The sequence below is a fragment of the Xanthocytophaga flava genome (assembly GCF_030068545.1).
Lineage (GTDB): Bacteria > Bacteroidota > Bacteroidia > Cytophagales > 172606-1 > Xanthocytophaga > Xanthocytophaga flava.
Window position 1 is genome coordinate 306,934 of sequence record NZ_JASJOR010000005.1, and the last position, 22,331, is coordinate 329,264.

At 36.3% G+C, this 22,331-nt stretch carries 15 protein-coding genes; 9 read left to right on the forward strand and 6 right to left on the reverse strand.

The window, feature by feature from the left end; genetic code table 11:
- Positions 1 to 50 precede the first annotated feature (50 nt).
- The 4 genes from QNI15_RS10410 to QNI15_RS10425 all read right to left on the reverse strand — a co-directional run bounded on the left by QNI15_RS10410 (position 51) and on the right by QNI15_RS10425 (position 5,397).
- Complete coding sequence (locus QNI15_RS10410; RefSeq protein WP_313997917.1) at positions 51 to 641, reverse strand: hypothetical protein; 591 nt, start codon at positions 639 to 641, stop codon at positions 51 to 53.
- Positions 642 to 787: 146 nt separating this feature from the next.
- Positions 788 to 1,918 carry a radical SAM family heme chaperone HemW gene (hemW, locus tag QNI15_RS10415; RefSeq protein ID WP_449358635.1) on the reverse strand — a complete coding sequence of 377 codons (1,131 nt, stop codon included), beginning with the start codon at positions 1,916 to 1,918 and terminating at the stop codon, positions 788 to 790.
- A 141-nt stretch (positions 1,919 to 2,059) separates the two neighbouring features.
- Positions 2,060 to 3,958, reverse strand: a complete 1,899-nt coding sequence (locus tag QNI15_RS10420) for a WG repeat-containing protein (protein WP_314031677.1) — start codon at positions 3,956 to 3,958, stop codon at positions 2,060 to 2,062.
- A gap of 137 nt (positions 3,959 to 4,095) precedes the next feature.
- Positions 4,096 to 5,397: an SHOCT domain-containing protein gene (locus tag QNI15_RS10425; RefSeq protein WP_314031679.1), complete on the reverse strand. Its 1,302-nt coding sequence runs from the start codon at positions 5,395 to 5,397 to the stop codon at positions 4,096 to 4,098.
- A gap of 886 nt (positions 5,398 to 6,283) precedes the next feature.
- On the opposite strand from QNI15_RS10425, the gene QNI15_RS10430 reads away from it, so the two are divergent.
- From QNI15_RS10430 to porN, 9 genes are all read left to right on the forward strand, one after another.
- On the forward strand, positions 6,284 to 7,813 hold the full coding sequence (locus QNI15_RS10430; RefSeq protein ID WP_313997925.1) for a hypothetical protein: 1,530 nt from the start codon (positions 6,284 to 6,286) through the stop codon (positions 7,811 to 7,813).
- Positions 7,814 to 8,069: 256 nt separating this feature from the next.
- Positions 8,070 to 9,134: an MraY family glycosyltransferase gene (locus QNI15_RS10435; protein ID WP_313997927.1), complete on the forward strand. Its 1,065-nt coding sequence runs from the start codon at positions 8,070 to 8,072 to the stop codon at positions 9,132 to 9,134.
- Between the two features lie 33 nt (positions 9,135 to 9,167).
- Complete coding sequence (locus QNI15_RS10440; protein WP_314031680.1) at positions 9,168 to 10,397, forward strand: DUF4271 domain-containing protein; 1,230 nt, start codon at positions 9,168 to 9,170, stop codon at positions 10,395 to 10,397.
- Positions 10,398 to 10,425: 28 nt separating this feature from the next.
- Positions 10,426 to 11,214, forward strand: coding sequence for a uroporphyrinogen-III synthase (locus QNI15_RS10445; protein ID WP_313987658.1), 789 nt, complete (start codon positions 10,426 to 10,428; stop codon positions 11,212 to 11,214).
- A gap of 390 nt (positions 11,215 to 11,604) precedes the next feature.
- Positions 11,605 to 12,564, forward strand: coding sequence for a PorP/SprF family type IX secretion system membrane protein (locus tag QNI15_RS10450; RefSeq protein ID WP_313987655.1), 960 nt, complete (start codon positions 11,605 to 11,607; stop codon positions 12,562 to 12,564).
- A gap of 215 nt (positions 12,565 to 12,779) precedes the next feature.
- Positions 12,780 to 13,820, forward strand: coding sequence for a T9SS ring complex lipoprotein PorK/GldK (gene porK / locus QNI15_RS10455; protein ID WP_313997931.1), 1,041 nt, complete (start codon positions 12,780 to 12,782; stop codon positions 13,818 to 13,820).
- A 181-nt stretch (positions 13,821 to 14,001) separates the two neighbouring features.
- Positions 14,002 to 14,811, forward strand: a complete 810-nt coding sequence (gene porL, locus QNI15_RS10460; protein ID WP_313987651.1) for a type IX secretion system motor protein PorL/GldL — start codon at positions 14,002 to 14,004, stop codon at positions 14,809 to 14,811.
- A gap of 52 nt (positions 14,812 to 14,863) precedes the next feature.
- Positions 14,864 to 16,447: a type IX secretion system motor protein PorM/GldM gene (gene porM, locus QNI15_RS10465; protein ID WP_313987648.1), complete on the forward strand. Its 1,584-nt coding sequence runs from the start codon at positions 14,864 to 14,866 to the stop codon at positions 16,445 to 16,447.
- Between the two features lie 190 nt (positions 16,448 to 16,637).
- Positions 16,638 to 17,498 (forward strand): type IX secretion system ring subunit PorN/GldN, encoded by an 861-nt coding sequence (porN, locus tag QNI15_RS10470; protein ID WP_313987646.1) that lies wholly within the window; start codon positions 16,638 to 16,640, stop codon positions 17,496 to 17,498.
- 64 nt (positions 17,499 to 17,562) lie between these two features.
- Here porN and uvrC read toward each other — a convergent pair whose 3' ends face one another.
- Positions 17,563 to 19,365 carry an excinuclease ABC subunit UvrC gene (gene uvrC / locus QNI15_RS10475; RefSeq protein WP_314031681.1) on the reverse strand — a complete coding sequence of 601 codons (1,803 nt, stop codon included), beginning with the start codon at positions 19,363 to 19,365 and terminating at the stop codon, positions 17,563 to 17,565.
- A 570-nt stretch (positions 19,366 to 19,935) separates the two neighbouring features.
- A complete protein-coding gene (locus tag QNI15_RS10480; protein WP_314031682.1) occupies positions 19,936 to 22,239 on the reverse strand; it encodes a penicillin-binding protein 1A in 2,304 nt (767 codons plus the stop codon).
- Positions 22,240 to 22,331: the final 92 nt, after the last annotated feature.

A 22,331-nucleotide genomic window follows, 5' to 3' on the forward strand; every position in this document is an offset into this window, starting at 1 on the left:
GCCCTATCGTAGATAGGGCATTTGTTGTTTTTTATCATAGTGGAAACTTATTATTGAGCCAAACCTAGTATGAGGAGTACCAAACCTACAATAAGTAGTATTAACCCTAGCAGACCTGTGCCTGGTACAACGAGGAAAATAATCCCCAATGCTAACAGAATAATGCCAATCAAAACTGTATTACTAACAGCTTGTGCCGCGGATGCACTTTTAATCTCTCTAATTTCTTTTGTTTCTTCTACACCTAGCTTATCAAGCTTTTTAGTAAGTTTCTTAGCTGCTATTTGAGCCGCCATCTTTTGAAGTTTACTTGGTGCCTTTACTTCTGTTGAAGCTGATTGTTCTGAAAGCTTGGCAAGCATCTCATTAGCCTTCGCTATTTTTCTGGCTTGTTTAGGTGTTGCGTTTTCTGGAGCAACCAATCGAATCGTTTTTTGAGTTGTATTTTGTGTAGAATGATTTACTACTTTTTCAGTAGTCTTGGATTTAGAAACTTCAGGTAGTATTTCAATATCTCCAATTTGTGCTGCTTGTGCTGGTTGTTGAGTTTTTAACTCATCCTGCGCAAAGGTAGAAAATGGAACAAGTAATAACGCTGAAGCAAAAATTGCATTAGTAAGTAGATACTCTAGCTTTTTCATAAAGAGAAATTTTAGGAAAGTGGTAAAAAATATTAGCCTAAAAATTCTACTAAATAATAATGCCAGTATCTGTAATAAGATAATAGAAATAAGAAAAAGATACTTTAATAGATAGAGAATAGAATGATGGTGTAATAGTAGGTAGCCTACTCAATAAGAAATAGTTCTGCTGTAATTTCATCTGCCAGCAGTTTACCTGATTTCGTCAATTTAAGAATTGAACCTTCACGCTGCAATAAGCCTTTCTGAAAATACTCCTCAAGTAGCAATCCACTGTGTTTATATAAGTCATACTGCCACTTTTGTTGCAGTAGTTCAACATTACATCCCCATCGTGTACGTAAAGTAGTCAACAAATAATCGTTAATCTGTTCTGAAATACTTAGTGTTTCAATAGTATATGGAACGGTTTGTTGATTTATAGCTTGGATATAAGCTGCATTATTAGCAACATTAAATTGTCTACTTGTTCCATTATAAGAGTGTGCTGAAGGACCAATGCCTAAATAATGCTTTTGTAGCCAATAACCACTATTATGGCGTGCATACATACCTTCTTTAGCAAAGTTTGAGATTTCATATTGTTCAAAGCCTGCATTTTCCAAGTATTGCATCATCATCTCAAACTGGAGTGCACTAAACTCTTCGTCAATTGGATTGATCTTTTTTTGTTGAACCCATTTTCCGAAAACTGTCTGTGGTTCAATTGTAAGGCAATATGCTGAGATATGAGAGATATTCAGTGCAGTAGCTTTTGACAAATCATTGAGCCACACAGAATGGTCCTGATGTGGAATGCCATAGATTAAGTCGATAGTTAAGTTTTGAAATCCTTTGTCCTGAGCATGTTTTACACAATTTTCCCCTTCAGGTGCTGTATGTGCCCGATGCATATAGCGTAGGTGAGGGTCATAAAAAGATTGAATACCAATGCTAAGTCTGTTTATAGGTAATTGGGTGAAGTTGGTTAAAGTTTTTGTATCAAGATCATCTGGATTAGCTTCCAGAGTAATCTCTGCATCTGAACTTACAGAGTAATAAGAATATATTGCATCAAAAATTTCGGTAAGTTGTTGAAGTGTTAACAAAGAAGGAGTACCCCCTCCAAAATATATCGTCTCCAGATGAGGTTTGTCTAAGTAGGAAGTTTGCAGCTTCAGTTCCTGTATAATAGCTTTTACCATTGCATCTTTCTTAGTTTGATTGGTTGAAAAGTGAAAGTCGCAATAATAACAGGCTTGCTTACAAAAAGGGATATGGATATAGAGGCCAGACAAGACAGTAATGAATAAGTGTACGTTTGGAAAACTAACACTATAAGTAGAGATAGACGAAAAAAATTCCGTTTTAACAATAAAACCTTGCCAGTTAAATGACAAGGTTTTATTGTTAATGTAATTTATGTTTTGAGAAGTTGATCAATTCCAACGTTCAGGACTTTGCCAGACCACTTTTCCTTCTTTGTTTATATAGGTTTGTTTTCCATTCAGAAGAACACAAGCTAAGCCATTTTTGAAGCTGCTATATTCAAAGAGAGGATCATTAGGAATGTCAAATTTAAAATCAAATAACAATTTACCTGTTTTATCAATAAAGGAGTATGTCGGATCTGGAGTCTGATCATAGAAATAAACTCTGTTTGCAGGTGCATCCTTTTGAATAACAGCTCTGTCTTCATGAAATGGATAAACTTTGAATGCTGGAATATCCAGGATTGTCTTCCCCTTGTTGTCTATCAAATAAAACTTTTTATCATATTTTGAATATGTCCATGCAACTTCATCACTAAAAGGCAGAGCTGTAAATCCAACAGGGATTGTTATCGCTTTCTTGGCATTACGATCTATATAAAATGAACTATTAGATTCTTCCAGCAAACACATTCCACTGGAAAATGATTTATAGTAAAAAGGAGGGGCTGATAGTGTGTCCAGTAAAGATTGGTTATAGGAGCCCTTTATTAAAAATACTCCATTCTTGTCGATAAGTCCTGTTCCCTCTTCATTTTTTACCCAGGCATATCCTTCAGAGAAGGAAGAAAAAGGATAAGTACCCACAGCACCTTTACGTGGGATATAAGAGTTAAATAATGGAGCGACAACAAACTCGCCTTTTTTATTTATGAAACCAACTTTGTGACTTTCAGGATCTTCCACTACAGCTAAACCTTCCTGAAAAGAATGAATAGGCCAGTAAGAACCGTCTGTAACATATGTTTTGGCAAAAAGTTGTTTTCCTGTACTATCAATATAAAATGCTTCAAGGACTTTCTTTTTACGTTGAATAACAGCAGTTACACCTTCACTAAAATCACGTATCAACTCATATATAGGCGGTATAATTTCTTTGCCTTTTGTATTTATGATGCCCCATTTACCATTCTTACGTACCCGTGCCATACCTTCTGCAAATTTCCCTACCCGTTCATAAATAGGCGGAATAACAATTTGTCCATTGCCATTAATAAATCCCCATGTATCTCCTACCCGGATAGGAAATAAGGAGGACATACTTTGTAGTTGAGTCTTGGCCTTGGGAGCATAAACACTAGATGGATTTTCTGTGATGTACCTCTCTATCGTATTTGCAGAAGTAGAACTAGCTACATTCTGTTCATAATATAATTTTTCGTATTGTTTTTTTGCTCTCTCTGCATAAGGGCTATTAGGATAGCTCTTATAGAATTTCTGATATGATTGCCAAGTCTGATCTGATGTCAGGCTTTCATATAGTAATTGTTCATATTTGCTTTTAGCTTCTGGAACTTGTTTGGCTGATGGATATTTGATATAAAAGTTCTGATAAGCCTGATAAGTATTTACTCGTTTAGTATCTTCAAATGCCATCACATTTTTATACTCAATTGCTTTTTCTACTACATCAGGTAAACTGGAAAACTTTGAAATTACTTTATCTATTGCTGCTGGGTTTTGAGATGAAATAGCCTCTTGAACAGCTTGTTGTCCAATTGATTGCTTTAGCTTCTGCATTTCGTGAAGTGTCACTCCTAATTTTTGCAGGTTAGCCAATTCTTTTGTCGTGAGAGTAGAATAATATTTTTCTGCAAGGATTAAATAATCTAGCGATTTATAGTAATCGTGAGGCTTATTGTCATTATCTGCATAATAAACTGCCAGAGCATAATATCCGCCTGCATCAAATGAGTTCTTAGTGATAATTTGTTCAATTAATACTTTGGCCGCATTAAAATCTTTTTCTTTTAGGGCTTTTAATGCCTTTTCAAGGTCATCTGTCTGAGTTACAGCGAGAGATGCAATGCTAAAAAGCAAAAGGATATTCAGTATTAGGACTTTCATACTTACTAGTCGTATCAGACCTTACTCTGATTGTAAGATTGGTGGAGAGGTTGTTAGTTAAAATAAAAACAACCAAGTCAAATGAAGGTTGTGTAGTTACCTCATCTGACTTGGTAGAAATAAAAGTATTGTATTTACTACTGGTTTGTATCTTCCCGATAGTATACCATTTTGGTAGCAGATTTTTCATCTGCCCGATCACCAAACTCCTTTGTTGATAAAGGGCGGGATGAATAGTAAATGATTTTCATATTTTTATCAAAGAGCACTTTTACTTGTGAAGTAATCGTTTGGCCTTTGTTTGCCGACTTGCGGAAACATTTAATCACTTCTTTAAAGTCTGCTTGATACATTCCTCCCTTCATAGGTTCTATCGAAAGTGAGTTAGATGCTATAGTACTTACTGCGTCTTGAAAATCAGTATAGTAATTGTTATGCACCTCATCTGTAATTGTTTGAGGAGAAATATCCTGCAGATTAAAGAAACGTTTTACCTTTTTTGCATAATATTTATTTGCATCAAATTTCTGGCTACTTAAATCTTGGTAATAAGAAGTTAGTATATTACGTACAGCTGTTGTTTGAGGATTTCCCTCCTCTACAACTGTTATTTGTGGTTCTTTCGGTTGTTGAGGTATTGGATCTGGATTTTCTGATGGTTGATTCCAGTTCTCATCTGGTGTGATTTTATTGTTTGTATCAGCTTGTGTATTACCTACTTCTGATAGCGTTTGCGATGTATCATTAGGAAGAACTGCATAGTTGGTAGTATCTTCTATCATCTCATAGGGATCTGCGATTTCATCAGATCGACCATTGATAAGTCTTCCTTCTAATCCATCAAATACATTAGCTAAAGCCACATTTAATACACAGCCAATAACAATAACAGTTATTGCAGAAATAAAATAGCGCATTCCTCGGCTGCTAACTTTCCCAATCAATATACTACTTGCTATACGAGGCAACAAAAGACCACCTAGTACTGGGATGATACAAAGTAAAATTAAGTTTATATCCTTATCCAATGTTAACACCATAGAAATAGCACTAGCAAGTACTACACCGATGGCTCCACCAATCAGATAATCCCGTCTGATATATGTTTTAATTTCCTGTAGAAAACGATTTGCCTCCCTATGTTCCGGACGTAGAGATAATATCTTTTGAACAAACGGGTATGCCTTATCAAACTGCTTATATAAAAGCAGGTTTTTAGTCTCATTGGAATAATACCGGATCACCTCATCTGGATTCTCATACACATCTCCAGACAAGCTTCTTTCCGTTTGAGAGCCAGTTTCTGTTGATTCATTAGATGCTTTAGTGCCATCAATGAGAATTTGTTTCAAATGATCAAATTCACCCTGAGTGATTGCTCCTGCTTGTAAAAGATCTTTCAGGGTTTTTAGCTCTTCCAGTATAAATTGGTTATACATAGCCATTCGCCTTATAATAGTAGGGTAATAGTTTTATTATCAATCACACATGCATAGACACGTCGTACTCACAAAACGTTGCATATCAGTCAAATGCCATTACGATAATGGTCAAAATAGAAAATCTTAGAGAAAATGTATTTTTTTATTAAAAATTACATAGATTTTTTTGACTCGTAAAACACATTGTGTTTGCACAAAAACTTAGCAAATATATAAAGAGATCCGTATAAATACATATAAATTATCAACAAACAATGCAAATCTCTTTATAAAATTATATTTCTAATCTGATAATTAAAAGTGGGGTGTTTAAGAAAAGCAACTTTAAGAAAAACTGATAAGTCTATTATTATCTATTTTCTTACATATATAACTAAATTAGTGATAAGGTAAACGTTTTATCTCTATTAATTTTCGCTTTTGCTGCAAAAGGAGATAGAGTATGCTAAAATTTAGTGCCAGTTTATTACTAAATGATCTTATTATAAGATATAGCCTTCAAAATACTATATAAATTATTGATAGTCAATATAAATTGTATTAATGTATACTTTCTTTTGAATTTATACTGGTGAGAGAAGGAGTAAAACATCTGTGCAATAAAAACCTCAAAATGGATCAGTTATCTTGTATTAAAATCATTTTTAAGATTAGAAATAGTGGGTTTTATTGCATTTTTTATAGATGCCTTTTGTATGTGTTGATATGCATATTGATTACCGATATAACATATGCACAAAAAAGGTGGCCAATTAGTTATCATTTTATAGATACATTAAGGCATGCCACACTAATTAGACAGTTGCCCAATGTTGTTACTGACTCAATAAAAGGCATAAGTATTATACAGCAAAGTATTATACGATTACACCAGCAAGGTTATTTGACTGCATCTATTGAGAGTGCACAATGGAGGAAAGATACATTATTGGTATTTGTTCATTTAGGTAACCAATTTAAATGGGCTCGGCTTTTTCAGGGTAATATCAGAGATGATATGCTTAGAGAAGTAGATTATAGGGAGAAGATTTACAGAGATCAACCATTCAACTATCAGGAACTGGCTAACCTGGAGGAAAGAATACTAATGTATTCTGAAGAACACGGATATCCATTTGCAACTATTCAGCTGGATTCTGTCGAGATAAAAGATGAACAGATTGTTGCCTCATTAAAATATGAACCCGGAGTATATATTGTGTTTGATACTATGCGAGTGATCGGTTCTGCACGTTTAAAAAAAAGATTTCTGGAAAACTGGCTTAGAATACTACCTGGGCAACCTTATAGTCAAAAACGATTAAATCAAGCTTATAATCTGCTTAAGCAACAATCTTATTTATCTTTATCTCAACCTTATGAAGTCATATTTAAGAATGATCGGGCTTACATAACTTTTTATGCTGATGCCGGAAAGTCCAGTGAAGCAGATGGGGTTGTAGGTTTCCAACCCAATGAACAGAAAGACGGAAAGTTATTACTTACCGGAGAGGTCAACCTAAAACTAAATAATTTACTCAATGCTGGTGGATCTTTTATATTTAATTGGCAACAGATAAAACCAGGATCTCCCAGATTAAATATTAGTTATACTCAACCTGCATTTTTAAAAACTCCTATTGAAATAAATGGTGCATTCCAACTCTTGAGAGAAGATACTTCCAGTTCTGTATTAAATGGATATGTCACTCTAAACCAACAGCTTAATTTTTATTATAATTTGGGTAACTGGAGTAAGATAGGGATAGGAGTACAACGATATAATTCACGTTTGGCTGATAGCACGATGAGAGGAACAGCCATGCAGGCCGATCTCAATTGGTTATCGTATAATGTGTATTACACATACAAGTATGTTGATAATTTGTTCTATCCTAGAAAAGGGTGGTGGTTAAATGCAAGTATCGCAGCAGGAAATAAGCAAGTGACTCCAAATGGTCAGATTGACTTACAGACTGTTAAACGTTCAAGCCCACAATTTACTTATCAGATTATAATACGAAAATATAGTCGTACGGGGAAAAAGGGAAGTATTTTTTTTCAATTATCTGCCGCTCAGCTATTCAATGAGAATCTTTTTCAGAATGAATTATTTCGTTTAGGTGGTTTGACAAGCATAAGAGGTTTTAATCAAAATTTCTTCTTTGCGTCTGATTATATTGCTTCTACTTTAGAATATCGCTTCTTCTGGGAACAAACATCCTATCTGTTCGCATTTTATGATCAGGCATGGGTAAGAACACGTATTTTGAAAACTTCTGTTAGTGATGTGCCCTCCGGATTCGGAGCAGGTATGAGTTTTAGCACAAAGGCGGGGATTTTTACTATTATGTATGCCTTAGGAAATTCGCAGGCCAGACCTTTTGCTATTGGATATTCAAAAATACATTTTGGTTTAACCTCCCGGTTTTAAAAACAGATCTTAAATGAATATAATCTAATGGTGAGTGATATATATACAGTAGGAAGCGAAATTAATTTGTAAAAGAATAGTATTCTCACTTTATATTTGCATAAAATATTGAAAATGATGTTATCATCATTTTGGTTTTGACACGATCTGAATTTCTATAGTTGTTTGTATATATTTTGAAACGAACACTTCATGATAGAAGTAGTTAGTTTATTCTGTTTAGGTTTCTTTTTTTACTTTAGCAAATATCTAAGTTTTGGATCTACCTGTTAATCTTTTACTGGCATTTTTATGGGCATTTGTGGTTTCTGTATTTGCTATTCCGTCTATTGTACAGGTAGCACATGCCAAGAAGCTCTTAAATGAACCTAATGGACGTAGTGTACACGCATTATTAACTCCACGTCTGGGAGGAATGGCTATTTTTGCAGGCTTTATTTCCGCTCTTGCAATATTTGGCAGATTGGAGCAAGGAGTACAATATGTATTGGCAGGAGCAATACTTCTTTTTTTTATAGGTTTAAAAGATGATATAGTTCCTGTTTCTGCCTTTAAGAAATTTTTTGTGCAGTTGTTGGCTACGGGTATCGTTATTTTTATGGGAGATGTCCGAATCAGTAATTTTCATGGACTCTTTGGGCTTTATGAATTAGAGATCGGTACTAGCTACGCTTTTACTATTATAACGATTATAGGTATTACCAATGCCATCAATTTGATTGATGGGTTGGATGGATTGGCTGGAACCACTATTATTATTATTACTATCGCATTTGGATCTTATTTTTATATATATGATGAAATTCTCTATAGTTATGTTGCTGCGAGTTTGATTGGAGGAACCGTAGGGTTTTTAAGATATAATTTTCATCGAGCCATTATTTTTATGGGTGATGCAGGGTCTCTTACCTGCGGTTTTATTGTTGCAGTTATGGCTGTTCATTTTGCAGAAATGCCTTCTGTAGAAAATTCACCTATGATAGCAATAGGAATTCTCTATTTGCCAGTGTTGGATACTTTGCGGGTGGCTATTATCCGGATCTTAAATGGACAATCACCTTTCGCTGCTGATAAGAATCATATTCATCATTGTCTGATACGTGCAGGGTTAAAACAACTTCAGGCAGTAAGTATACTGGCTGGATTACATAGTACTATTATTGTATTGGTTGTACTAACTGCTTCATGGGGGATGCATATGCAACTAGCAATATTAGGTATACTCTCTATACTTATAAGCTTTGGCTTTTCTTACATAGGGAGAATTAAACAACCTGAAACCATTACAGATTTATCTTCTGGAGAAGTTGCCGCAGAGTAATCAAATAACAATATCTGTTTAGTTAACGAGACTTTGAAAGTTCTTATACAAATATTCTATCAATTGGTATACAGACAGTATGCCCGTATTCTTATAAGTGTTGTAGGGAGTGTGTTGTTGTCCTATACCACATTTTCTCAATCTGCCCCTGATTACAAACTGATTCAGGGATTAGAGGATCAATGGTTGATCTATAATGATAATTATAAAGGATATGTTCCTTATTTTCGAAAGGAGCATGGAGTACAATCAGCCTTAAGTTTATATGTCGATTTACGAAAATATTCGCATTATAGTTTACTGTTACAAGCCCCTGGAGAAACTCATTTATTCATTCAGTCCCAGTTATGCCGAACTTTTCCTGCACAAAGTAAAACTATTTTAAATATTGATAGTTTGCAAAAACAAACTAAAACAAGATTTGTATTGGTTACACTCTATGTTCCGAATGGGCATTTTCAGATACCAACAGCTCAAGTAATATACCCTTATAAAAATAGAACAGAAAAGATTGAGGACAAAGTTGAGGAAGATGATCCTTTAGCAGGAGTTAGAAATAGTTACCAACCTAGGTTAAGAGACCTGTCCGAGTTTCCTGATTTTGTGACAATATGTATTGTGGTCTTGTTGGCATTTTACACTTTTCTTTTAAATTACCATCCTAAAGCATTTAAGCGAAATTTTAGCTTTAATGATATGTTTTCTGCCGATATGCGGGATGATGCAACCTCAATCGCCAAACCTTTGAGTCAGATCAATATTCTTTTTGTTTTGGCACATAGTATGTCATTGAGTTTGTTTTACATGATGGCTCAACGATATTCTGATACTTTTTTTGTGAATGTATTGCCGATACAATTAGCCGATTCCTTTGGCAGCCTGGTTGGATATTTTACTATTTGTGTAGGTATTATATGGATACTTCTTATTGGGAAATATTTTTTTGTATATGCAATTGGTATAGTATTTGGTTTAACTAATGTTGCTTCCATACATTATTATGAATACTTGCTTTTCTCCCGCATTTTTTTTCTGATTGTGCTTCCTTTGCAGTTTATTTTTATGTTATCTTTTCCTCAATGGTTAGGAGGTTCACTAAAAATTATAGTGATATGCCTGTTTATTTTCAATATAATTCGTATTCTGACTATTAGTTCTGTACTAAACAAAATTACTTCATTTCGGAATCTATATTTATTTTCGTATCTTTGTGCCACTGAACTAATTCCCTTAATTATAGGAATTAAATTTCTCGCAAAATAGTTTTTTACCAATCATTTCTGATACAAGAATGAACGCTGTAGAAACCCAACAAGTAGAAGACAGATATTACAAAGTATCGAGTATATTGATTTCACAACCTAAGCCTGCTGATGATAAGTCTCCTTATTTTGAACTGGCCAAGAAATACAAATTAAAGATAGACTTTCGTCCCTTTATTCAGGTTGAACCGGTAGCATTAAAAGAATTCAGAAAGCAAAAGATTGATATTCTGGCTCATACTGCTGTGATTTTTACCAGTAGAAATGCAGTTGATAATTTTTTTCGTATTGCTAAAGAAGCAAAGCTCGAATTGCCTCCAGATATGAAATATTTTTGTATTTCAGAACAAACTGCAAACTATCTACACAAGTATATTACTGTTCGTAAACGTAAAGTATTTGTCGGACAGAAAACTGCGGCAGATATGCTAGATTTGTTACGAAAACACAAAAATGAAAAGTTCTTGTTTCCTTGTTCAGACATTCGTAAGAATGATATTCCTGAGTTTATGGATACAAATGGATTGCAATTGACAGAAGCTGTTTTATATCAGACAGTAGCTTCTGATTTGTCTGATCTCACAGATGTGTATTATGACATTATTGCATTTTTTAGTCCGTCAGGTATAAACTCTCTATTTGTTAATTTCCCTGATTTTAAGCAAAATAAGACGCGTATTGCTGCATTTGGACCCACGACTGCTAAGGCTGTTCATGATGCTAGTCTTATTCTTGATATTGAAGCACCTCAACCTAACGCCCCTTCAATGGCAGGAGCCTTGGAAATGTACATTAAAAAGGCAAATAAAATTTCCTGATTTGATAAAAGGATAAAAGAGAATAGCGCGGTTTCGTTAAGCGCTTGTTATTCAGTGTGTTTTGAGGATTTGGACGTGTTTTTCTTTGTGAAAACGAGTCGAAATGAAGTAAGGTTCTACTCCAATATTTATATAAAATATGCGTTTTACATGTAAAAGCATCATTTTTGGATGATATTAGAGAAAAGTATCGGTTACTATTTTGATATACGTCCAAATCTAATTGCTATATTTAAGCCATGAAACTCCAATTATTTGGAATTAAAGTCTACAGCGGGTTACCATATCTTTTTTGATCTATTTCTTTATTTTAATAGATCATTTGGTATGAATAGCTTGTCTTGTTGTCTCTAGGATGGGTTTAATTTATTTCAGCATCAAATATACGCTATGCGCAAACGAGTACTTTTCTCCTTGTTATTTGTGTGCTTTGGATACGCTCTTGCTGTTGCACAGCAGGATCCTCAGATTACACAGTATATGTATAACAACCTTTTTTTTAATCCTGCGTATGCAGGGGTGGAAAACAAGACAAAATTTCAAACATTATATCGTACTCAGTGGACGGGGTATCAAGGCATTGATGCTGGAGGTGCACCTAATACAGCGTTAGTTAGTTTAAACACTCCTATTTTACGTATCAGAAGCGGATTTGGTTTATATGTTGTGAATGATCGCCTAGGCCCGCAAACAAATACACAAGCTGCCGCTTCTTATTCATATCAGTTTCCTATAGATAAAGGTAAAATTTCTTTGGGGATAAGAGCTGGTATGTATGTGCAAACACTGGATTTTGATAAATACAGGGCTATTGAGCCGAACGACCCTGTTTTAGCAAACAGAACAGGAAAAGAATCACAGGTTAGGCCTGATCTTGCACTTGGCGTATACTATACCTCAGAAAAATTTTATGGAGGACTGAGTGTAAACCACCTGACAGAAGCTGAGTTTAATTTTGGTACAGATTCACTCAAGAATCCATTGAACAGACATATCTATATCAATGCAGGCTATTACTATGATCTTACTTATCAGATCGTTCTCTCTCCTTCTGTATTATTTAAATCTGATTTCAATACCACTTCTTTTGAGGTAAGCACAGTGGCTACCTATAATCAGAAGTTTTCAGCAGGTTTAGCCTTCCGTCAGGGGGATGCAGTTTCTATTTTAACAGGTGTTAGCCTCTTAAAGGATAATTCCTTACGTATAGGCTATTCGTTTGATTATATTATTAAAGCTCAGACTGTTAAGCAAAAAACATCAAATGAGTTCATGCTTACTTATACCTTACCTTATAAGCCACCAGTTATTAAAACAATAAAGCGAACTCCCAGATTTCGAAATGATTAAAAACAAAATACTCTTGCAAACAATAATAAAATACCAAGAGGCGTTTAAACTATCACTAGAGTACAATACTGTGTTTTTATCGTAAATATTACAACGTTTGGATTAGCTTTATCTTTGACAAACAAAATTAATTTTACCGACTAAATTTGTAACTGTCTTTTGAATCAAGCTCGTTAACAGGAATTAAAACAGAAAATTATAATTAAACAGGTGTTATGAATCAAATGAATCGAATGAGACTTTACTGCTGCTTGGTTGCGCTTGCCACTGTATTTTTACAGAGTTGCGGATTGCTGGGTAAGCGTAACAAGAACGACGATCGGGGGGAACTTGTAGGTGTTCCTGGTCGTGAAGGCTGGCGTCAGGAGATCCCGTTCGGAATGGTACCAATCCCAGCTGGTACATTCCACATGGGCCAGGCTGATGAGGATGTGCCACACTCTCTAATAAGTATGAATAAGCAGATCACCATTGGTGGATTCTATATGGATGATACTGAAATCACAAATAACGAATATCGTCAGTTTGTGAATGGTATGCTGAAAGATTCTGCTTCTGTACTGGGAGAAGATTACATCATGAAAGAATTATATCCTGATACAACAGTTTGGGTAAAAGACTTTGCTCACCACTATGGAGACCCGATGATGGAATATTATTACATGCACCCTGCATTTGATGATTATCCTGTAGTTGGTATCGATTGGTTTGCTGCACGTTATTTCTGTGAATGGCGTACAAAATATCTAAATGCTTACCGTGCAAAAGAAGGTAAATTCCCAATGCCGAATTTCCGCCTTCCTTCTGAAGCTGAATGGGAATATGCAGCTCGTGGTGGTCGTGACATGGCTAAATATCCTTGGGGTAACCCATATATCTCAAACGCCTATGGTTGTTTGCTAGCTAACTTCAAACCAGGTCGTGGTAACTATTACAATGATAGTTTCATGTATACAGGGCCTGTTGCATCTTTCTTCTCTAACGATTACGGCTTGTATGATATGGCCGGTAACGTAGCTGAATGGTGTGAAGATGCTTACCATCCTGCAGCAATGACAATTACTTGGGATTTGAACCCTAAATATACAGATGATTCTGAGCCTCGTAAAATTGTACGTGGTGGTTCCTGGAAAGACGTTGCCTACTATCTGGAAACAGGTACACGTACTTTCGAATATCAGGATACTTCTAAAGCTTATGTTGGTTTCCGTTGTGCAATGACTTATCTAGGTCGTTCTTCCGGAGCTGAATTCTAAACTACACCGAAATCCAAAATCTTGAAAGTTTGCGTGAAAGAGTATAGTGTCTAAAATTCTGTTTAGGCACTAGCTGGCTCGCTGTATCCATTCATGTTTTACATAAAAGTGGTTTAATCCATTAATGATCAGTTAATTAAAAAACAATCAATCAATTATTAACTTTAACTATTAAAACAAAATGAGTGCTAAAAAAGGTGGATCTTCTGATTTCTTCTTCGCTAAAGTAATGCCATTTGTATATGGTATTGGTGCAGCAGTTGTAATTGTAGGTGCGTTATTTAAAATCATGCACTGGCCAGGTGCTTCTGAAATGCTTATCGTAGGGTTAGGTACTGAGGCTGCTATCTTCTTCCTGAGTGCTTTTGCTCCTCAACATGCTGATCCGGATTGGACTCGCGTTTATCCTGAGTTAGCTGAAGACTTCAAAGGTGAACTTCCTCAACGTCGTCCTGAGCAAAAAGAAAAAGGAAATGGCTTAACTGCTAAATTGGATGATATGCTTACTAACGCTAAAGTTGGTCCTGAATTGATCAATAGCTTAGGTAGTGGTATGAAAAGCTTAGCTGAAACAGCTTCTAAATTACATAACCTTACAGATGCTTCTGTAGCTACTAACGAGTATGCTCAGAATGTAAAGAAAGCTTCTGGCGCATTGGTTGATATGAACAAATCATATGCAACTACTGTAACTGCTATGGCTGAAATGTCTAATGCAGCTCAGGATGCTAAATCTTACCATGCACAAGTTCAAACTGTGACTAAAAACTTAGGCGCTTTGAATGCTGTGTATGAAATGGAACTACAGGATACTAACAAACACCTGAAAGCTATGCAGTCATTCTATGGTAGCTTATCAAGTGCAATGGAGAATATGGCTCAAGCCAGCAAAGATACTGAACAGTTCAAAGGTGAATTAACTAAATTGACAACCAACCTGACTACACTAAACAAAGTTTATGGTAGCATGTTGACTGCAATGAAAGGTTAATCCGTTTTAGTTAAATAAATCGTTCACTTAATCTGAAAAACTAAAACATACTATGGCTGGAGGTAAAGAAACCGTAAGGCAGAAGATGGTGGGGATGATGTACCTGGTACTAACTGCCCTGCTTGCTCTGCAAGTAAGTTCCGAAATTGTTAAGAAGTTTGAATTGATCAATACGTCACTGGAGCAATCTACTAGTGCTGCGGAAAGCAATAATGATAAAATGGTTGAAGCTATTGCCAAAGAAGCAACAGGAGATAAAGCTAAAGTCCTTACTGCTGCAAAGGAAGTAAAAGAGAGAACTTCTAAAGCTTTAGCAGCATTAGAAGAGTACAAAAAATCTTTGATTGCAGCTACAGGCGGTATCAATCCTGAAAACAATCAGTTTAAAAACCCTAATGGAGAGACTGATGTTGAATCACTAATGATTGGTGCAGAAGGTGCTAAAAATGGAAAAGGTTATGAAATGAGAAAGTTAATCGAAGATCATGTTGCTTCTATCAACTCTGTCGCTAAAACAAACTTTCCTTCTTTAACATTGGATGCTAAAGATGTAAATGGTCTGAAAGATGATGAGGCTCAAAAGAATAAAGATTTCGTTGAGCTTAATTTCCAGGCTACTCCAATGGTTGCTGCATTAGCAGTAATCAGTCAGAAACAAAGCGAGATCGCGCGTTATGAAGCTGAAGCTTTGAAAAAACTGGCAGCTGATCTTAACGTTGGTGTTATCAAGTTTGACAAAATTGTAGCAATGGTTCGCCCTGAGGCTCGTACAATTGCTGCTGGTACATCTTATAAAGCAGAAATGTTCCTTGCTGCATCTTCTTCAGGTATCACCCCTTCTATGACATTTAATGGACGTGGTATCCCTGTATCAAATGGAATGGGTAAAGTTGATTTCAAAGCTTCTGCTAGCAATTACGATAAAGAAGGTAAATCTAAACAAACTTGGAAAGGAACAATATCTTTCCGTTCTCCAAGTGGAAAAGATACAGCATTCTCTGTAACAGAAGAATATACAGTTGTAAAACCAGTTATTCAGGTTCAATCTCAATCTGTAAATGCTCTGTATGCTAACTGCGGTAACGAATTGAAATTTACAGTTCCTGCTTTAGGTGCTGATTACCGCCCTTCATTCTCTGTATCAGGTGGTAGCCACTTCACAGGTGCTAACATTGGTGACATTACTATCGTACCTACTGGTACTCAAGTAGCTGTAACTGTAAGCAGTGGTGGTGCAACAATCGGTACTGAGAATTTCAAAGTACGTCCTGTTCCTAAGCCTGCAATGAAAGTGTTTAGCAACGGTCGTGAATTGGATACAAAACGTGGTTTATCTGCTCCTTATCCTAACTCTCTTGAGATCCGTCTTGTACCTGATGAAGGATTTGCTAACTTGCTTCCAAAAGATGCTCGTTTCAAAGCTACTTCAACTGAAGTATATCTGGTACGTGGTTCTCGTCCGGTTGGTTCTGCTAAAGGTGATGATCGCCTGAGTTTAGGTGGTCTGGTAAGCCAGATGCGTGCTGGTGACCGCCTTGTAATTGAGGTAAAAGATGTAAAACGTATGAACTTCAAAGGTCAATTGATTGAAAGCGGTATCGCAGGTAGTACAATTGTAAGTGCTTCCCTGAACTAATATATAACAAAAGTAGTCTGATATTCGTATTGATATCAGACTACTTTCTGAAATAAAATAATGTGTTGATTGGTATTGTGTTGGTCTCTATACTAAGATACGATCAGTTGACGTTTAAGTAATAACAAAATAAGTGGCTGATGGAATTATCCGTGTCAGCACAAATTATTCACAAAAAAAGAAATTCCAAATGAAAAACGTAATGAAAGGGATTTTTGCGGGTACCATCGCGTTGGGCTTATCAACCTTCTGCTTTGCCCAAGAAGCGGATACCCGAGGTTATAATCCCAATTCTGTGCGCCCAATTCATGAGTCTGACATTATGTTCAAAAAAACTGTTTGGACTAACGTCGATCTGAACGAAAAGCAAAATCGTCCTTTCATGGCGGTTAATAACGAGATTACCCGCTTCGTTATTAACGCTGTAAAAGCCGGATTACTCACTCCATATGCTACAGATTCACTGACTAGCAAGTTAACTGTAGAGGAGTTTGTAAAAAACATCAGTGCTGCTGGTACTCAAATGACGGCAGAGGACAAGAAATTTGAAATTCAACGTATAAAAGAGGATGATTTTTTAACTCCAGAAGAAAAGAAGCAACGTATTGCTGCTCTTGAAAGTGGTGGAGGTGGAAATGAATATCCTGCTTATTATTTCACACAAATGGAGTTGAAAGAAGATTTTATCTTTGACAAACAACGTTCTCGTGCATATTGGGATACACAAGCAATCACTTTCTGGCTTCCTGCCGAAAAAAATGGGGACCTAGGTATCCAGAAACGCATGGCTGCATTTAAATTCAAAGACTTGTACAAATTGTTCAAGAGCAGCCCAAATGCGGTATATTTCAACTCTCAGAACAATCAGGAACACAAGAACTTAGCTGATGCATTTGAATTGCGTCTATTCTCAGGACGTATCATCAAAGTATCTAACCCTGACGACAAAGATCTGACAGAGATCTATGATGGTGGTAAAAAAGGCTTGCTGGCATCTGAATGGATGAAACAACAATTAATGGAATATGAACACAACCTGTGGGAGTTCTAATCCAATACAAGATATAAACAAGAAGGGGCTATTCAGCCCCTTTTTCATTTGTATATATCAAGTTTTATCCTTCTCCTTCAAAGAAATCTCTTACTTTTTGGGCTTTCGATCTACCTACAGCTTCAGTTAATTCCTCCATTGTAGCTTCCCGAAGTTTTTTGACAGACTTAAATAATGTCAGCAGCTTATTAGCTGTTTCTGGGCCTATACCTGGAATGTCGAAAAGTTGAGTAGTCATTGTATTCTTACTACGTAAATCCCTATGAAAAGTAATACCAAAGCGGTGAGCCTCATCACGTATGCGTTGAATTAATTTTAATGACTCTGATTTTTTGTCAATATGAATAGGAATTTCATCACCTGGGAAATAAATCTCCTCCAGTCGTTTGGCTATGCCAATTATTGGAATTTGTCCATAAATCCCTAACTCTTTTAATGCCTGTGTTGCAGCTCCTAACTGCCCTTTTCCTCCATCTATCACAATTAAAGAAGGGAGAGGTGCATTCTCATTCAATAATCGGGTGTAACGTCGGGTAACTACCTCATGCATAGTAGCAAAATCATCAGGACCTTCCACCGTTTTGACTTTATAATGACGATAATCTTTTTTAGACGGGACGCCATTTTTAAAGCAAACCATTGCAGACACTGGATTAGTACCTTGAAAGTTTGAGTTATCAAAACATTCAATATGAGTAGGTAGTACTTTTAATTGTAAATCCTGTTGAAGTTTTACTAAGGCTCTTTTTCCTTTTTCTGCCAGAACCTCTCCTTTCTGCTCCTTTTTTTGAGTAAGATCTCTTTTGAAGTATAGTGCATTTTTCAGAGAAAGATCTACCAGCTTCTTTTTATCTCCAATCTGTGGTATTGTCCAAGATATATGTGGTAACTCGATTTCTAAAGAGGCATTAGTCAGAATTTCTTTGGATTCACTTTGGTGTTCTTCCCGCAAACCCAGAATGATATGTGAAAGAATTTCAGCTTCGGATTCATCCAGTTTTTTCTGAACAAGCGCATTTTTGGTATGTATGATAGAACCGTCTACAATCTGCATATAATTGACATATGCATTCTTGTCATCTGATGCAATTGTGAAAACATCTATGTTTGAAATATTCGGATTAACAATCAACGATTTGCTTTGAAAGCCTTCCAATAAAGATAGTTTCTCTTTGTATTCCTGCGCTCTTTCGAAAGCCAGGTCCATTGCTGCTTCCTGCATTTGGTCCTTAAAGTGTTGTATTGCTGGGTTCAGATGTCCCTTAAGGATATTTTTTACTAGATCTATGTTTTTGTCATATTCCTCTCTGCTTACTAAGCCCTCGCAGGGTCCTTTGCAATTCCCAATATGATATTCCAGGCAAACCTTGAATTTTTTTGCTTCAATATTTTTCTGAGTTAAATTCAGGTTACAGGTACGTATTGTATATAGTTTACGTAGGAACTCCAACAGTGTATGCATAGTTTTTACACTTGCATAAGGTCCAAAGTATGTGCCTAACGATCTATCCAGATGACGAGTGGGTATAAGTTTTGGGAAGGGCTCATTCGTGATACACAAATAAGGATATGTCTTATCATCACGAAGTAATATATTATATTTAGGTTGATATTGTTTGATAAGACTGTTTTCAAGCAATAAGGCATCAAACTCCGAATTAACAACCGTAAATTCTAACCGATCAATTTGAGAGACCATTCGGCGGGTCTTCTGATCATGATTGGCTGACTTGTTGAAATAGCTGGATACCCGATTTTTAAGATTTTTCGCTTTTCCTACATAGATCAATTCATTGTCTATATCAAAGTAACGATAAACCCCTGGTGTATCTGGTAATTTACTGATTTGTTCTTTCAGGACTGTCACTGGGCTGGCAGAATATAAAGGGTGATAGGATTGTAATCTGGTTCACTATGTAAGATTACTTAAGTACAACAGAACGTATGAGTTACTACAAAGATAAACACAAAATTTGGAGGCTTTGGTTTATCTGGCAAGTAAAAGCTTGATATGTATATAGTAAAATATCTAACCATCCTATTTTTATATAGAGATTGGCTCTAACTTCTAGAGGGTTTACAAGATATATTACTCTTGCATAGAATTCACAACGTAAATCTGTCTTGTGCATAGTTCTATTCATGCAAAAGTTTTGCGTTGAATTCTGATCAGATTTTATTTTTGCGGTGAATAATGCACAAGGAAAAAAATGATCGGAGTTCTGGTCAAGATGAAAAATGAGCGGAGTTGTGTGCAAAAGCAAAAGTGTTGTGAATGCTATGCAATTTCTCCACTAATCAGTAATGCTGTTATGTCTTTACTAAAAAAACATTTGCATAGAACTGTGCACAGAGAATAAGTCTGCTTAAAAAAAGACTCATCCTTGGATTAATGGATGAGTCATGTATCAGAAATCAGTATATAATCATTTGTTCGTTATTCAAACCCTTCATTTTCAAGGTCCTTTGCAGAAGGCGCCTGATAGGTTTTGTCTTTTGTCGAGTCAGTAGCAGACGTAATCTGATAGGCTGAACAGTCTAATGTTACAGAAAGTGTGGCTGGTTTCTTAAACTTACCCGGTTTAAAATCAAGCTGAGGATCATTCACAACTTTTTCCATATACATACCCCATAACGGCAGGGACATTTTTCCTCCTTCTCCTGTGCGGTCTCTAAAGTGTATACTTCTATCATCTCCTCCAATCCAGATACCTGTTGCCAGATTCGGCATAACTCCCATAAACCAACCATCTGAGTGATTCTGAGTAGTACCTGTTTTTGCACCTATTTCCGGATAGTCTTTCCATATTTTATACCGATGCAGCCCCTGTGCTGTTCCCCCTCTTTCCTGTACAGCGCCCTGAAGCATATAGGTCATCAGATAGGCCGTTTCTTCACTCAAAACTTCTACATTACGTGGCACAGGTTCCCATATAACATTGCCGTTCTTATCTTCAATGCGGGTAATGTATTTGGGTTCATTCCAAATGCCACTATTTACAAATGTTGAATACACACCTAATAATTCGTAGATAGATACATCTTGAGTTCCTAAGGCAATAGAAGGAACTGCTTCCAATGGACTAGTGATACCCAGTCGTTTGGCATAGTCAACTACTTTTTGAGGCCCCAAATTTTTTACCAGATACGCAGAAATAGTATTAACAGAACGTCCCATTGCCTGGCGAAGAGTAAACTGTCGGCCACTGGGAGGACCATCCGAGTTATTGGGTGTCCAGGGTTTACCTCCTACATCTTCTGCAAATGTGATTGGAGCATCAACTACTGTGTAGCAGGGTGTGTATCCATTGTCAAGTGCCGTTGCGTAGACAATAGGCTTAAAAGATGAACCTGGCTGACGACGACCTTGTTTAACGTGATCATACTGAAAATATTTAAAATCCAATCCACCAACCCATGCTTTAATTTCTCCGGTTGCTGGCACCATTGACAGTAATCCTGTTTGCAGAAATCGCTTATAGTATCGGATAGAGTCCAGCGGGCTCATAACTGTGTCCTTTTCGCCCTGCCAGCTGAAGATTCGCATAGGAACAGGCTTATTCATCTCCTGCCATATTTCGTCTGTGTCGATGCCTGCCTGCTGCAATTCTCTATAGTGGGGAGTTCCCTTTGCTGCATTCTCAATAAAGTTTGCTATTTCCTTACGATTCTCGTCAACCCAGGGATTTTTGCCTTTCCAATGTGCATTAAATTTGACCTGTAATTGTTTCATCCATTGGGCTACTGCTTCTTCTGCATGAGCCTGCATACGGGAGTCAATCGTTGTATATATTTTAAGTCCATCTCTATAAATATCATACCCATTTTCACGACACCATCTTTGTAGCTCTCGTTGTAGTACTGATCGAAAATATGTTGCCAGCCCCTTACTATGATTTTCAACTGTATAGTTTTCAATCATCTTTTCAATAGGCTGCTCCTTATATTTTTCGTAATCAACTTCTGTCAGGTAACTATACTTAACCATCTGCTGCATTACAGTATTCCGACGTATTTTAGCACGATCCGGATTACGTTTGGGATTATAGGCAGTGGTTGATTTTAATAGTCCTACCAGTACAGCAGATTCTGGGATTGTCAATTCAGCAGGCTTTTTACGAAAGAATGTTTGTGCAGCCGTTTTGATACCATAGGCATTACTACCAAAATCAACGGTATTCAGATACATAGTAATGATTTCCCGTTTGGTATAACTGCGCTCTATTTTAATTGCAGTCATCCATTCTTTTGTTTTAATAATCAACAACCGAAGAGGACGCACTGAATACAAACTTCCCTCACTTCCTTCTCCACGAGTTTTATACAGGTTTTTGGCTAACTGTTGTGAGATTGTACTGGAGCCTCTTGGATCTAAGGATATAAAAGAACTAATAATCGCAAAGGTGCCTTTAAAGTCGATACCGGAATGACGTTCAAAACGTACATCCTCTGTAGCTACAAGTGCATTAATCAGATTAGGTGAGATATCTTCATATTCGATAGGAGATCGATTAGATACAAAATATTTCCCCAGTAAGATTCCATCTGCTGAGTATACTTCAGAAGCGAGTTCATTTTTAGGGTTCTCGAGTGTTTTTAAGTCCGGCATAGGACCAAACATCCCAAACAGGTCAACTGAGACTGCAAAGATGTAAAATAAAAGCAAAGCCCAGAATGCAACAAAACTTATCCATACAATACGGATAAACAGGCGGTATGTACCACGTTCAAAAACAATCATGCTTGATTTGACTGATGTTGGTTTGTAAATGTAAAGGTACGTAAATTTTGATGATGGTTATACGAGTGATCTATTTCTGATAGAGAATCAGC